Raw genomic sequence first — 13,693 nt, 5'->3', positions numbered from 1 at the left:
GCTTCAGCCTCCGGTGGTCGACATGTGCCGGGCGACGGCGGGGGCGGCGTGGCGCACGATGTGGAAGTCGTGTCCTTGCGGCTTGGCGTCGACCGCCAGTCGGATGGCGTCGACCAGGCCGGCGTCGTCGGCGCCGCCACGGATCACCGCGCGCAGGTCGCTCGCGTCCTCGCGGCCCAGGCAGGTATGAAGGGTGCCGGTGCAGGTTAGACGCACGCGGTTGCAGGTCTCGCAGAAATTATGGCTGAGCGGGGTGATGAACCCCAGGCGGCCGCCGGTCTCGGCGACGCGGACATAGCGGGCGGGTCCGCCGGTCGCATGATCGATGTCGGTCAGTGTCCAGAAGCTCTCGAGATCGCGGCGGACGTCCTTCAGCGACAGGAACTGGTCGGTGCGGTCGATCTCGATCTCGCCCAGCGGCATGGCCTCGATCAGGGTGGCGTCGCAGCCGCGCGCGTGCGCCCAGGCGATCAGGTCCGGCAGTTCGGCGGCGTTGTCGTCCTTCAGCGCCACGGCGTTGATCTTCACCGCGATCCCGGCGGCCAGGGCCGCGTCGATCCCGGCGATCACCTTCGAGAGATCGCCGCCTCGGGTCAGCTTGCGGAACAGGTCCGGCTTCAGCGTGTCCATCGACACATTGATCCGCCGCACGCCGAAGCGGGCGAGGTCGCCGGCGAATTCCGATAGCCGGGTGCCGTTGGTGGTCAGGGTCAGCTCGTCGAGCGCGCCGGAGCGCAGATGCCGCGAGAGGCTTTCGATCAGGCCCATGACGCCTTTGCGCACCAGCGGTTCGCCGCCGGTGATCCGCAGCTTGCGCGTGCCCAGCGCCACGAAGGTGGAGGCCAGGCGGTCGAGTTCTTCCAGCGTGAGCACCTCCGCCTTCGGCAGAAAGGTCATGTGCTCGGCCATGCAATAGACGCAGCGCAGGTCGCATCGGTCGGTGACCGAGACCCGCAGATAGCTCACCGTCCGGCCAAAGCCGTCGATCAAAGGCGCGCCGCGCGGCGGAGCCTCTTGCGGCGAAGGGGCGTCATAGGGCGTCATGTTGACGATAACATAGAGAGGAACAGCGGTTGGCGACAGGGGCGGGCGAGTTCGAAGCCATCGTTTTGGCGGCCGGGGCCGGGAGCCGCTTCGGCGGCGGCAAGTTGCTGGCGCCTTGGATGGGTGGGGTGCTGCTTGACGGCGCCTTGGCCGCCGCCTTCGCCGCGCCGGTCGGCCGGGTGATCGTGGTGACCGGTGCTGATGGCGAGGCAGTCGCCACGGCGGCGCGCGCCTTCGCCCAGCGAACTGGAGAGTTTGCCCGGCTGCATGTCGTTCACGCCGAGGACCACGCGCAGGGCATGGGCGTATCGCTGCGGCGCGGCGCGGCCGAACTTGCGGCCGACTGCGCAGGCGTTTTCGTGCTGCTCGGGGACATGCCGCGCTTGCCCCATGCCGTGCTTGCGCCGCTGGCCGATGCGGTGCGGGCTGGAGCCCCGGCCGCCGCGCCGATGTTCGAGAGCCAACGTGGACATCCGGCGCTGATCGGCGCGGAGCTGCTGCCCGGTTTGCTGGCCCTGACCGGCGACGCCGGGGCGCGGAACATCCTCAAGGACCTGGGCGAGCGGCTCGCCCGCGTCGCCGCGCCCGATGACGGCGTGCTGTTCGACGTCGACGAGCGCGGTGATCTCGCCGGCTAGGCCCTTGCGATGCTCCCCCATTGGGGGAGCTCCCGGCCACTTGGCCGGGTGAGGGGGACTTTGACTCCTCCTCCATTCCCCCTCCGTCGCGCTGCGCGCGCCACCTCCCCCATCGGGGAAGGATCTACCTTCCATGGCTAGGCCTTCACGAAGGGTAGGCTGGATGTCGGCTTGCCCGTCATGGCGAAGATGGCGTTGGCGACCGCGGGTGCGATGACCGGCGTGCCGGGTTCGCCAACCCCGCTCGGCGCATTGCCGGAGGGGACGATGTGGGTTTCCACGGTCGGCGCCTCGGTGTTGCGCAGCACCCGATAGGTGTCGAAGTTGGTCTGCTCGACCGTTCCGTCCTTCAGGGTGACCTGACCGAACAGCGCGCCCGACAGGCCATAGCAGGTGCCGCCCTCCATCTGGGCGGCGATCTGGTCGGGCGAGATGGCGGTGCCGCAGTCGATGGCGGTGACGACCTTGCCCAGCTTCGGAACGCCACCCTCCAGTTTCACCTCGGCGATCTGGGCCACCACCGAGCCGAAGCTCTCGTGAACCGCGACACCGCGGGTCCAGCCGTCGGCCGAGGTGTTGGGCCAGCCCGCTTTCTCCGCCGCCAGGTTCAGCACGGCCAAGTGCCGGTTCGCCCCGGCCTTGGTGTAGAGCGCGCGGCGGTACTCTACTGGATCCTTGCCGGCTTTCTTGGCCAGCTGGTCGATGGTGTGCTCCATCGCGAACGCCGTGTGGGTCGCGCCGACCGAACGCCACCAGAGCACCGGCACGCGGACCTCTGGCTGGATCAGCTGGCCGTCGACGATGGGCGTGGCCTTCAGATAAGGCGAGCCCTTGGCGCCCTCGACGGCGGTCTCGTCAAGCTCGGGCACGCCCATGGGCGATCCCTTCATGATCGACTGGGTGACGATGCGGTGGCGCCAGGAGGCGGGATAGCCGTCCTTGTCCAGCGTCACCTTGACGGTGTGATGGACGAGGGGCCGGAAATAGCCGGCGGCCATGTCGTCCTCGCGGGTCCAGACCAGCTTCACGGGGCGGTCCTTGCCGACCTTCTTGGCGATCTCGACGCACTCGACGACGTAGTCGGACTGGAAGGTCGCGCGCCGGCCGAACGAGCCGCCGGCGAACAGGGTCTCGATCTCCACGGCCCCGGGCAGCATGGCCACCACCTTGGCGGTGTTGAGCTGGTCCAGGGTTGGGATCTGGGAGCCGAAGGTCAACTTCGCCTTGCCCATGCTGACCTGCGCCACGCAGTTCATCGGCTCCATGGTGGCGTGGGCCAGATAGGGGAAGTCATAGGTCGCCTCGAAGGCCTCGCCCGTGGCTTTGGAGATGTCGCCCTTGGACTCGAAGGCCTGCCATTTCAGCTTGTCGGTGGCGGGCGTCTTGCCGGAGGCGAGGTCCTTGTAGGAGGCCAGGATTGCGTCGGAGGAGCGCTTCTCGGCGGCGTCCTCGTTCCACTTCACGCTGAGAGCGTCGCGGCCCTGCTTGGCGGCCCAGGTGGTCTCAGCAACCACGGCGACGCCGCTGGGGATCTCGTAGACCTCGACAACGCCGGGCACTTTCTTGGCCTCCGCGGCGTCGAACGACGCGACCTTGGCGCCGAAACGCGGGGGATGGGCGACCATCGCCACCAGCATGTTCGGCAATTGGACGTCCTGGGTGAAACGCGCCGTGCCGTCGGACTTGGCCTGGCTGTCCTTGCGCCGGACCCGGTCGGTGCCGATCAGGGTGAAGGTCTTGGGATCCTTCAGCGTCGGGGTGGTCGGCGGCGTCACCTTGGCGGCGTCTGGCAGCAGTTCGGCGAAGGTCGCCGATTTGCTCGAACCCGCGTGGCTGACCACGCTGTCCTTGACGGTGATCTCGCCGGCTGGGGCGTTCCACTTGTTGGCGGCGGCCTCGACGAACATCGCCTTGGCTGAGGCGCCGGCCTTGCGGAGCTGGTCCCAGCTGTTGGAAATCGCCGAAGACCCGCCAGTGCCTTGAACGCCCATGCCGGTGTTGGCGTAGACCTTGGCGATGGCGGGAGCCTGTTCGACGCGGACCTTGGACCAGTCGGCGTCAAGTTCCTCGGCGACGATGGCCGCCAGGCCCGCATGGTTGCCCTGGCCAAATTCAATGTGCTTGGAGACGACGGTCACGACACCGTTCGGATCGATGCGGATGAACGGGCCAAAGGCGCCGAATTCCGATTTCGCGCCGACGCTCAGCAGGTCGCCGGGCGAGCAGCCGACCAGCAGGGCTCCGCTGGCCAGGGTGGCGGCGACCACGACCTCGCGGCGGGTGGCGCCGGCGACGTCGGAAGGTTTCACGGGAGCGTTCATGGGCGTCAGACCTTGGCCGGAGCGACGGGCAGGACAGGTACAGGCGGCGCCAGGCCGGCCGCATCCTTGATGGCGGCCCGGACCCGTTGATAGGTCCCGCAGCGGCAGATGTTGCCGTCCATGGCGCCGTCGATGTCGGCGTCGCTGGGCTTCGGCGTCTGGTTGAGGAGGGCTACGGCCGACATGATCTGGCCCGACTGGCAGTAGCCGCATTGCGGCACGTCGTGCTTGACCCACGCGGCCTGCACCGGATGGGCGCCGCCCAGGCTTTCGATGGTGCTGATCTTCGCTGCGGCCAGTCCCTCGATGGGTGTGACGCACGACCGCGTCGGTTGGCCGTCGATCAGCACCGTGCAGGCGCCGCATTGGGCCACGCCGCAGCCGTACTTCGTGCCGGTGAGCTTCAGTTCGTCCCGCAATACCCACAGCAGGGGCGTATCTGGAGCCGCCTTCACGCTCAGGGGTTTGCCGTTGACGTCCAGGGTCATGGCCATGGGTCTATCCCTCCCGATACGAGAAAACGCCGTGATCTTAACAGTGCTCAACTCGCGCGGTAAAGCGGCTCTGCGTGGTGCGCCAATCGGGGATAGGCTAGAAGCGGCGCCAGGCGTCTGGAGAACGAGATGATCCGGGGGATTTTAGCGACGATGTCGGTGCTGGCTCTTGCGGCCTGCGCCTCAACGCCGCTTCCGCTCGCCGCCGACGCCACGGACGCGGCCCATACCTACGCCTGCGCGGGCGGCAAGACCTTCACGGCCGCTTATGATCTGAAGGGCGACCGCGCGAGCATCAGCGCCGGCGGGCGCACCTACAGCCTGCGCCACGTTCCCTCGGGATCGGGTGTGAAATACGCCAAGGACGGCGTCGAACTCCACGCCAAGGGAACCGGCGCCGTGCTCGATGGCGCGGCCGGCTCGCCTTATCGCGACTGCCAGGTCGGCTAGATCCTTTGGACGCTTTCCCTGCCTTCTTTCCCCTGGCCGGCGCAACGGTGGTCATCGCCGGATCAGGCGAGGCGGCCGACGCCAAGGCGCGCCTGTTCGAAGGCTCGCCGGCCAAGGTTGTGCGGCTTGAGGGACCTCAGGCCTTCGTCGCCGGGTCCTATCGGGGCGCGACGCTGGCCTTTGTCGCCAGCAGCGACGCTCTCTTCGCCCAGGCGGCCGCCCGCGCCGCGCGGGACGCCCACGTGCCGGTCAATGTCGTCGACCGTCTGCCGCTGTGCGACTTCACCACACCGGCGGTGATCGACCGTGGCGAGGTGGTGGCCGCCATTGGCACTGGCGGCGCGTCGCCGATGCTGGCGACCATGTTGCGCAACGACATCGAACAGCGGGTGCCGGAGGGCGCGGGCCGAGTGGCCGCCCTGTTCCGCCAGCTTCAGGACGAGATTCGCCAGGCGCTGCCGGAGCTTCACGAACGTCGCGCCTTTCTACGCGAGGCGCTGTCGGGGCCGGCCGCCTCGGCGGCGATGAGCGGCGACATGACGGCCGCCGCCAGCCTGTTGCGCGCGGCCTTAGCCAACGGAACGAAAGCGCTTGGCAAGGTGCAGTTCATCGACGCCTCCGGCCCGGCTGACCTGCTGAGCCTGCGCGCCAGCCGCGCCTTGGCCGCCGCTGACATATTGGCGCCTGACACCGGCGCCGATCCCGTCATCCTCTCGATGGCCCGTCGCGACGCCGAGCGCCTGGCGCCCGGCGCGGCGGGGGTGGCCGCGCTGGCCGATCTTGCGCGAAACGGTCGCCGGGTCGTCCGCCTGCTCACGCGGCCAGCCACTCCGGCCGATGTCCAGGCTTTGGTCGAGGCGGGCCTTGCGGTCGAGATTCTGTTGGCGGCGCCGGCTTCGTGAGCGAGCTCGCGCCGGAAGACTTCGCCGCCGTCCTGCTTTCACTGCAGGTGGCTTTGGTCGCGACCTTGTTCGGCATGCCGGTGGCCCTGGCCACCGCCTTCGCCCAGACCCGCAGCCGGTTCGCCGTACGGGTGGTGCTCGACACCCTGGTCACCCTGCCGCTGGTGCTGCCGCCGGTGGCGACGGGCTATTTCCTGCTGCTGATGTTCGGCCGTCGTGGGGTGGTGGGCGCCTGGCTGGAAAAGGTCGGCGTCGTCTTCGCCTTCGACTGGACCGGCGCGGCCCTGGCGGCCGGGGTCATGGCCTTTCCATTGATGGTGCGGCCGATGCGGATCGCCATCGAGGCCATCGACCGTGAGGTCGACGAGGTGGCGCGGACCCTGGGGGCCAGCGGCTTCACCCGTTTCTTCCGCATCACCCTGCCGCTCGCTGCGCCCGGCGTCGCCGCCGGCGCGATCCTCGGTTTCGCCAAGGCGCTGGGCGAGTTCGGCGCGACGATTACCTTCGTGGCGGCCATCCCGGGCGAGACCCTGACCTTGCCAGCCGCGATCTATGCAGCGACCCAGACGCCGGGCGGCGAAGCCCGCGCTCTGGCTCTCTGCTTGGTGGCTGCCGTGATCGCGGTCGCGGCCGTGCTGGTCTCCGACGCAGTGGGACGCTGGGCAGGTAGGGCCGCGCGCGGACTGCGTTAATATAACCCGGGTAATATTGACGAGGAATAATATCCGGGTAAAAGGCGCTCTTCAGGAGCCGCCGATGTCACACGCCATTCCACCATCCAACCGCGCCGCCGTCGATCGAGCGCTCTTCGCCGCCTTCGGCACGACGGAACTCGACGCCGTGGTCCCGCTGAGCGGCGGGTTGTCCGGCGCGTTGATCTTTCGGATTCGTGTGGGCGGCATCGCCTATCTGTTGCGCATCGAGGGAACGCGCGACGTTTTTCGCGATCCGGCGCGGTGGTATGCCTGCATGGAGATCGCCGCCGAGGCCCTGCTGGCGCCGCGCGTGCGCTATGCCGACGCCGAGGACGGCGTGGCGATCATGGAGTTCATTCAGGAACGCTCGCTGTCGCTTGAGTACGCGGGAACCCGAACGGATCTGCTGGTCGAGATGGGCCAGACCTTGCGGGCGCTGCACGCCGCGCCGGCCTTTCCCCCGTTGGTCGACTATCTGGATGGGATCGACGCTCTGGTCGCGCGGTTCCAGGGCTTTGGCCTGTTGGCGCCGAAGGAGAGCGCCGAACTGTTTGGCCTGCAGGCCCAACTGCGGGCCGCCTATCGCACCGCGCCGCAGGATATGGTCTCCAGCCACAACGACCTGAACCCGCGCAACATCCTCTATGACGGCGCGCGGCTATGGCTGGTCGATTGGGAATCTTCGTTCCTGGCCGACCGCTATGTGGACCTGGCCACCCTGGCCAATGTCTTTGCGTCTGACGCTGAAGAGGAGGACGTGCTGCTGCGCACCTATCTGGGCGCGGCGCCGGATGCGGCTCAATGCGCGCGGCTCTATCTGATGCGCCAGGTCAACCACCTGTTCTACGCGATGATCTTCCTGAACGGCGTCGGCGAGGAGCGGCCCTCCGAGCGTCTGGACGGCAGGCAGGCACGAAGCCTCGCCCAAATTCACCAGGCCTTGGGAGCCGGGGAGTTCGCGCTGGAGAGCCTAGGCGGCCGCATTGAGTACGGCCTCAGCCGTTTCGACGCGGCGCTACAAGGCATGCGGGCCCCACGGTTTGCGCAGGCCCTGGCCTTGGTCGAATAGCTACTGGTCCAGCGGTCGGCCGTTGGTTTCCGGCAGGAACAGCAGGCAGGTGACGACCGACAGCAGGGTGAAGGCGAACGGGTACCAAAGGCCCGAATAGATATTGCCAGTGGCGGCCACGATGGCGAAGGCGGTGAAGGGAACGAAGCCGCCGATCCAGCCGGTGCCGATATGATAGGGCAGCGACATGGCGCTATAGCGGATCCGGGTGGGGAACAGCTCGACCAGGGCTGCGGCCAGCGGCCCGAACAGGCAGGTCGAGGCCACCACGAAGACCAGCAGGATCCCAAAGACGCCGGGCAGATTCATGCGCTCTGGATCGGCCCGGCCGCGGAGGCCGCCACGACCGTGCGTAACGAAGGCGGCTTCTTCCCGGCCAGGTCAGACGTATCTGCGGCGATCTCCGCCATGATGCTTCCCCCGAAACCAATGGAGGCTAGCTCGCCGAACGGCGTTGTGAAAGTGGGCTAGGCGGCCGCTTCGGCGGTCTGATCTTCGGCGCGCCGGGCCAGGCGTGAAATCTCGGCGAGCAGGACGCCGGGGGAGATCGGCTTGCCCACCACGCCATCCATGCCGGCCTCAAGATAGGCTTGGCGCTGGTGCGACAGGACGTTGGCCGTCAGGGCGACAATGGGGGTGGCCGCGACAGAGCCGCCCAGTGCGCGGATGCGGCGGGCCGCCTCCATGCCGTCGATGCCCGGCATCTGAACATCCATCAGGATCAGGTCGAAGCTCCCGCCGGTGGCCGCCTCGACGCCGAGCAATCCATCCGCCGCGGTCTCGACCCCCGCGCCCAGGTTCTGCAGCAGCTTGGAGGCGATCATTCGGTTGGTGGGGTTGTCCTCGACCACCAGGATCTTCATTCCGTCGAGCCAACCTTCATGGGCGCTCGGCTCGGCCAGCCTGGGCTCGCTGCTTTGGGCGGCGACCTCCAGCCAGAAGACAGAGCCCAGTCCCTCGGTCGAGGCGAAGCCAACGGTCCCGCCCATCATTTCGGCGAGCCGCTGGGTGATCGAAAGGCCCAGCCCCGATCCGCCAAAGCGGCGTGTGGTCGAGGCGTCGCCCTGGTCGAACCGCGTGAAGATGCGCGGCTGCACGACCTCGGGAATTCCTACCCCGGTGTCGGCGATCTCCAGCCGCAGCATTTGTCCGGCTTCCCGCTGGCGCAGGTGGGCGCGGACGGTCACCTGGCCTTTGAGGGTGAATTTTACGGCGTTGCCGACCAGGTTGAACAGGGCCTGGCGCAGGCGGACCGGATCGGAAACCACCCAGCCGACATCCGGCTCGGCCTCGACGATCAGTTCCAGGTTCTTGGCGTCGGCCTGTGGCCGCAGCAGGCGCGCGACGCCCTCGATCAGCGCCCGAGGATCCAGCGGCTCTGGGTTCATCTCCAGGTGGCCAGCTTCGATCTTCGAGAAGTCGATGACGTCGTTCAGCAGCTCGGCCAGCATCTGACCGCAGGAGAGCGCCTCCTCCAGCATGCCGCGACCGTCCTCGGACAGGGTCTCGGTCTTCAGCAGGTGCAGCACGCCCATCACCCCGTTCATCGGCGTGCGGATTTCGTGGCTCATATTGGCGAGGAAGGCGGTCTTGGCCTCGCCGGCCGACTGGGCCGCCCTTTGCGCGGAGATCAGCGCCAGCTCCTGGCGCTTGCGCTGGTCGAAGTCCTGAACGAGACCGACGCCCCGCAGCCAGCGGCCTTTGCGATCGGTGGTCAGGTGATGGAAGACGCGGATCCAGCGTTCCTGGCCAGCGTCACTGATCGCGCGCGCCTCGAACGCTTCGCCGGCGGCCCGCTCCCCCTCGCTAAGCTGATTGAAGGCCTTGCGGACTTCCTCCAGGTCGTCTGGGTGGAAGCGGGGATAGCTGAGGTTCAGGGCGCTGTCGTAGTCGGCCTTTTCCTGGCCGACCAGTTTCTTGAACTCGGGGCTGGCCCAGAAAGTCTTGTTGGCGTGGTCGATCTCGTAGACGCCCGCGTCGGCGGCGGTCAGGGCCATCTTCAGCCGGCGAGCGTTCTCCTGGGCTTGGCGACGTGCCTCGGCCAGGGCCGAGATGTCATCGACATAGCAGATCACGCCCTGGACCTTGCCCGCGGCGTCGCGCCACGGACGGGCTTCCCAGCGGACCCACCGCTTGCGGCCCTGGCCGTCGGTGAAGCGGTCTTCTTTCGACGTGACCACCTCTCCGGCGAGGGCGCGGGTCTGGGCGCCCAGAAGGCGCTTGGGCGCGGTTGGGAACACCCCGGCCAGCGGACGCCCGATCGGATCGTCTTCCGAGCGGCTGAAAGCCTGGCGCCAGCTTTCGCTGACCACCATGCAGCGCAGTTGCTTGTCGAACATCGCCACGGCGAAGGGCGAACTTTCGATCAATTGCAGGATCTGCTGCTCGCCGCGCACGGCGGCGTCCCGCGCTTCCACCAACTCGGTGATGTCCTGATGAACGCCTATCAGGGCGTATTCGCCGCAGGGCCGCGGCTCGGTGCGGAAGGTGAGGCGCCAGTGCGACCAATACCCGGACTTGTTCTTCAGCCGGTGCTCAAGGGATTGCGGTTCGCCCCTGATGATGCCGGCCATCAGCGCAGCGCGGACCCGAACGTCGTCGTCGGGATGCAGGATGGCCGCGATCTGCGCCATGGTGGAGATTTCACCGACGGCGTAGCCCGTGAGGGCGAGCATATCAGGGGACCAGACGACCTCGTCGTTCTCGGGCTCGTAGGTCCAGGCCCCGATGCCGGCGGCCTGGCACAGCATCCGGGTGGTGCGCTCGGCCTCGGCGAGCTTTGCGTCGCGTTCGCGCTCATGGGTGGCGTCGCGCATCACGCCGATGACCTGGCCGTCGTCGGTCAGTTGGGCTCGGCCCTCATACCATCGCCAGGCGCCGTCCTTTGTGCGAACGCGCGAGACGTTGTCGCTGAAACCGTTTTCCCGCAGACGCGCCACGTGGGCGTCGACGTCGGAATCCTCGTCGGGGTGCAGGAAGTCGCGCGCGAGCTGACCGATGACCTCAGCCTCGTTCCAGCCGGTTTCCCGCTCGAAGGCGGGGTTCACCAGCTTGAAGCGCTTGTCCGCCCCGATGACAAACATCACCTCGCGGCTGTTCTCGAACAGCCACGCGATGGTCGTCGTCGTTTCCTGCGGCGGCTGCGTCGCCGTCATCGCCCCGTCCCCTTGGTTCACACGAAATGTAACGTGGGTCGGTAAACGTAAAGTTCGGGGCGCGACTTTTATGTCGCTTTAGTTGTGGTCCCTATACTTGCGCGCGCAGCCTAGAAGGCGTTTTCGCCGGTGATGGCGCGCCCGAGAATGAGGGCGTGGACGTCGTGAGCGCCTTCGTAGGTGTTGACGGTCTCCAGGTTCGCGGCGTGGCGCATCACGTGATAGTCGCCGGAAATGCCGTTGCCGCCGTGTATGTCGCGGGCCTCGCGAGCGATGGCCAGGGCCTTGCCGCAGTTGTTGCGCTTCATCAGGCTGATGGCCTCGGGGACCCAGGCGCCCTGGTCGAGCAGGCGGCCTAGCGCCAGTGCGCCCTCGAAGCCGAGCGCGATCTCGGTCTGCATGTCGGCCAGCTTCTTCTGCACCAACTGGCGCGCGGCCAGCGGCTTGCCGAACACCTTGCGGGTCAGGGTGTATTCGCGGCTGGCGTGCAGGCAGAACTCGGCCGCGCCCATCGCGCCCCAGGAAATGCCGTACCGGGCCTTGTTGAGGCAGGAGAACGGCCCGCGCAGGCCGGTGACGCCCGGCAGCATCTGATTTTCCGGCACGAACACATCGGCCAGGGCGATCTCGCCGGTGACGGAGGCGCGCAACGAGAGCTTGTTCTGGATCTTCGGCGTGGTCAGGCCCTCGGAGCCGCGATCGACCAGGAAGCCGCGGATCACGCCGTCCAGCTTGGCCCAGACCAACGCCACATCGGCGATCGGTGAATTGGTGATCCACATCTTCGAGCCGTTCAGGACGTAGCCGCCCTCGACCTTCTTGGCGACCGTGCGCATCGAGGCCGGGTCGGAACCGCCGTCGGCCTCGGTCAGGCCAAAGCAGCCGACGATCTCGCCGCGCGCCATTCCCGGCAGGTACTTCATCTTCTGCTCTTCGGAGCCGAAGGCGTAGATCGGGTACATCACCAGCGAGGACTGCACGCTCATCGCCGAGCGATAGCCAGAGTCGATCGCCTCGATCTCGCGGGCGATCAGGCCATAGGCGACATGGCTGACCCCGGCCCCGCCGTACTGCTCGGGCAGGGTCGCGCCGAGGAAGCCCAGCGCGCCCATCTCGCTCATGATCTCACGGTCGAACCGCTCGTCGGCATAGGCCGAGACCACCCGCGGCAGCAGCTTCTCACGGGCGTAGGCTCTGGCCGACTCCCAGACCATCCGCTCTTCTTCGGTCAGGCGCGAGGCCAGGTCGAGCGGGTCTTCCCAGTTGAAGGTCTTGGGTTGATCACCGGTGTCGAGGGCCATGGCGCGTCTCCTAAGGGATGTTTGGGCCTTATGGCCCCAAATTAGGTGCCCGTGTAGACGCCTTTGCGCTTCTCACGGAACGAGGCGGCCGATTCCTTGACGTCGTTCACCGCGCGGCGGGCGTGGGTCAGGCCGACGGATTCGTACTTTACGGCCGTCTGGAGATCGGTCTCCATGCCGGCCTGCAATACCTTCTTAGCCATCCGGATGGCCAGCGGCGGCCATTGGGCCATCTGTTCGCCATAGGCGACCGCGTCGTCCAGCAGGGTCTCGTGAGCGGTCAGGCGGTTGAGCAGGCCAAGCTTCAGCGCCTCGTCGGCCAGCACCATGCGGCTAGTGAAGACGAGGTCCGCGGCGCTGGCGTAGCCGACGATCCGCGGCAGCAGGAACGAAAGGCCGGAGTCGGGCGAAATCGCGCGCTCGGCGAAGGTGGTCTTGAAGCGCGCGTGCTCGGAACCGATGCGGACGTCGCACGCTAGGGCCCAGCTCATGCCGGCCCCGGCGCAAACGCCGTTGATCGCGCCGATCAGCGGCTTGTCGAAGTCGTGCAACAGACGCGCCCAGCGGCCCATCCAGGCTTCTTCGTCCAGGCGCTCGTTCTGCGAGGGCGGGCCGTCGCGTTCCGGGGCTGGGCCGGTCAGGTCGGCGCCCGAACAGAAGCCGCGTCCGGCCCCGGTCAGCACAAGCGCCCGAACGCCGTCGTCGGCCTGGGCGGCGATCAGTCCCGCCTCCAGATCGCGTCGCAGTCCGGCGGAAATGGCGTTCAGCTTGTCGGGGCGATTGAGGGTGAGGATCCCGATCTGGCCGCGCGTCTCGTAGGTGATCGTTTCATAGGCCATTGGGGCTTCCTCCATTTGCGGCGCACCTTCTCGGCGCGCCACGGCAAAGGCAAGCCCTCAGACCTCGGCCCACATCCGCAGCAGGTTGTGATAGGTCCCGGTCAGCGAGACCAGTTCGGGCGCCCCGGCGCCGACCTTGCCGGCCAGTTGCTGGATGGCGATGTCCATCTGGAACAGCAGGGCGCGGCGGGCGTCCTCGCGCACCATGCTCTGGATCCAGAAGAAGCTGGCGGTGCGAACGCCCCGCGTGACTGGCGTCACCTGATGCAGGCTGGAGGCCGGATAGAGGATGAGGTCGCCCGCCGCGAGCTTGACCTCGTGAACGCCGTAGGTGTCCTCGACCAGCAGCTCGCCGCCGTCATAGTCCTCGGGCTCGCTCAGGAAGAGGGTGGCCGAGAGGTCGCTGCGGATGCGCAGGTCTCCGGTCCGGGTCTGGCGTACCGCATTGTCGATATGGGTCCCGAAGGCTTGGCCGCCGCCATAGCGATTGAACAGCGGTGGGAACACCGTTTGCGGCAGGGCGGCGGTGACGAAGAGCGGGCTCCGGGCCAGGGCGTCCAGTACGCGCTCGCCGGCGAGCCTGGCCGCCTCTGAGCCTTCCGGAAGTTGCTCGTTGCGTTTCGCCAGCGCCGATTGCGAGCCGGAGGTGGCGTTGCCGTCGATCCAGTCAGCGGCGTCGATCAGGGCGCGCAGCTCGGCGACGGCCGGCTTGGAGAGCACCTGGGGGATGTGAAGCATCATGGCGATGACCTTAGGCGCGGGCGCTCCCAAAGGAAAAGGCCTCG

At 67.6% G+C, this 13,693-nt stretch carries 12 protein-coding genes and 1 pseudogene; 5 read left to right on the top strand and 8 right to left on the bottom strand.

Going from position 1 to position 13,693, the window contains the following annotated elements; translation table 11 throughout:
• Positions 1–3 precede the first annotated feature (3 nt).
• On the bottom strand, positions 4–1,044 hold the full coding sequence (moaA, locus tag Q8M13_RS19450) for a GTP 3',8-cyclase MoaA (protein ID WP_305301858.1): 1,041 nt from the start codon (positions 1,042–1,044) through the stop codon (positions 4–6).
• 29 nt (positions 1,045–1,073) lie between these two features.
• Between moaA and Q8M13_RS19445 the strand changes: the two genes are divergently transcribed.
• Positions 1,074–1,682: a nucleotidyltransferase family protein gene (locus Q8M13_RS19445; protein WP_305301857.1), complete on the top strand. Its 609-nt coding sequence runs from the start codon at positions 1,074–1,076 to the stop codon at positions 1,680–1,682.
• A 137-nt stretch (positions 1,683–1,819) separates the two neighbouring features.
• On the opposite strand, the gene Q8M13_RS19440 is transcribed toward Q8M13_RS19445, so the two are convergent.
• Entirely contained in the window at positions 1,820–4,003 is a 2,184-nt protein-coding gene (locus tag Q8M13_RS19440; protein ID WP_305301856.1) for a xanthine dehydrogenase family protein molybdopterin-binding subunit, read from the bottom strand.
• 5 nt (positions 4,004–4,008) lie between these two features.
• Positions 4,009–4,497, bottom strand: coding sequence for a (2Fe-2S)-binding protein (locus Q8M13_RS19435; RefSeq protein WP_305301854.1), 489 nt, complete (start codon positions 4,495–4,497; stop codon positions 4,009–4,011).
• A 129-nt stretch (positions 4,498–4,626) separates the two neighbouring features.
• Here Q8M13_RS19435 and Q8M13_RS19430 point away from each other — a divergent pair, with 129 nt between their 5' ends.
• The 4 genes from Q8M13_RS19430 to Q8M13_RS19415 all read left to right on the top strand — a co-directional run bounded on the left by Q8M13_RS19430 (position 4,627) and on the right by Q8M13_RS19415 (position 7,613).
• Entirely contained in the window at positions 4,627–4,947 is a 321-nt protein-coding gene (locus Q8M13_RS19430; RefSeq protein WP_305301853.1) for an MliC family protein, read from the top strand.
• A 5-nt stretch (positions 4,948–4,952) separates the two neighbouring features.
• Positions 4,953–5,849, top strand: a complete 897-nt coding sequence (locus Q8M13_RS19425) for an NAD(P)-dependent oxidoreductase (protein WP_305301852.1) — start codon at positions 4,953–4,955, stop codon at positions 5,847–5,849.
• Complete coding sequence (modB, locus tag Q8M13_RS19420; RefSeq protein WP_305301851.1) at positions 5,846–6,541, top strand: molybdate ABC transporter permease subunit; 696 nt, start codon at positions 5,846–5,848, stop codon at positions 6,539–6,541. Before Q8M13_RS19425 ends, modB begins: the two co-directional genes overlap by 4 nt.
• A 64-nt stretch (positions 6,542–6,605) precedes the next feature.
• The gene (locus tag Q8M13_RS19415) at positions 6,606–7,613 is read left to right on the top strand and encodes a phosphotransferase (protein WP_305301850.1); all 1,008 of its coding nucleotides are present in this window, start codon (positions 6,606–6,608) and stop codon (positions 7,611–7,613) included.
• On the opposite strand, the pseudogene Q8M13_RS19410 reads toward Q8M13_RS19415, so the two are convergent.
• The 5 genes and pseudogenes from Q8M13_RS19410 to Q8M13_RS19390 all read right to left on the bottom strand — a co-directional run.
• Positions 7,614–7,943: pseudogene (locus Q8M13_RS19410) on the bottom strand (MFS transporter); the annotation flags it as partial.
• A 137-nt stretch (positions 7,944–8,080) separates the two neighbouring features.
• Positions 8,081–10,768 (bottom strand): PAS domain S-box protein, encoded by a 2,688-nt coding sequence (locus tag Q8M13_RS19405; RefSeq protein ID WP_305301849.1) that lies wholly within the window; start codon positions 10,766–10,768, stop codon positions 8,081–8,083.
• A 110-nt stretch (positions 10,769–10,878) separates the two neighbouring features.
• Complete coding sequence (locus Q8M13_RS19400) at positions 10,879–12,069, bottom strand: acyl-CoA dehydrogenase (RefSeq protein ID WP_305301848.1); 1,191 nt, start codon at positions 12,067–12,069, stop codon at positions 10,879–10,881.
• A gap of 41 nt (positions 12,070–12,110) precedes the next feature.
• Positions 12,111–12,908, bottom strand: coding sequence for an enoyl-CoA hydratase/isomerase family protein (locus Q8M13_RS19395; protein WP_305301847.1), 798 nt, complete (start codon positions 12,906–12,908; stop codon positions 12,111–12,113).
• 57 nt (positions 12,909–12,965) lie between these two features.
• A complete protein-coding gene (locus Q8M13_RS19390) occupies positions 12,966–13,649 on the bottom strand; it encodes a Fe2+-dependent dioxygenase (protein WP_305301846.1) in 684 nt (227 codons plus the stop codon).
• Positions 13,650–13,693: the final 44 nt, after the last annotated feature.

The organism is Phenylobacterium sp., assembly GCF_030681155.1.
In the GTDB taxonomy this organism is placed as follows: domain Bacteria; phylum Pseudomonadota; class Alphaproteobacteria; order Caulobacterales; family Caulobacteraceae; genus Phenylobacterium.
This window is presented reverse-complemented; position numbering and strand designations above follow the sequence as displayed.

Excerpts from the sequence above, each read along its gene's own strand:
- Q8M13_RS19430 (WP_305301853.1), top strand. The coding sequence starts at position 4,627 with ATGATCCGGGGGATTTTAGCGACGATGTCGGTGCTGGCTCTTGCGGCC.
- Q8M13_RS19405 (WP_305301849.1), bottom strand. The coding sequence starts at position 10,768 with ATGACGGCGACGCAGCCGCCGCAGGAAACGACGACGACCATCGCGTGG.
- Q8M13_RS19395 (WP_305301847.1), bottom strand. The coding sequence starts at position 12,908 with ATGGCCTATGAAACGATCACCTACGAGACGCGCGGCCAGATCGGGATC.
- Q8M13_RS19435 (WP_305301854.1), bottom strand. The coding sequence starts at position 4,497 with ATGGCCATGACCCTGGACGTCAACGGCAAACCCCTGAGCGTGAAGGCG.
- Q8M13_RS19440 (WP_305301856.1), bottom strand. The coding sequence starts at position 4,003 with ATGAACGCTCCCGTGAAACCTTCCGACGTCGCCGGCGCCACCCGCCGC.
- Q8M13_RS19400 (WP_305301848.1), bottom strand. The coding sequence starts at position 12,069 with ATGGCCCTCGACACCGGTGATCAACCCAAGACCTTCAACTGGGAAGAC.
- Q8M13_RS19390 (WP_305301846.1), bottom strand. The coding sequence starts at position 13,649 with ATGATGCTTCACATCCCCCAGGTGCTCTCCAAGCCGGCCGTCGCCGAG.
- Q8M13_RS19415 (WP_305301850.1), top strand. The coding sequence starts at position 6,606 with ATGTCACACGCCATTCCACCATCCAACCGCGCCGCCGTCGATCGAGCG.
- moaA (WP_305301858.1), bottom strand. The coding sequence starts at position 1,044 with ATGACGCCCTATGACGCCCCTTCGCCGCAAGAGGCTCCGCCGCGCGGC.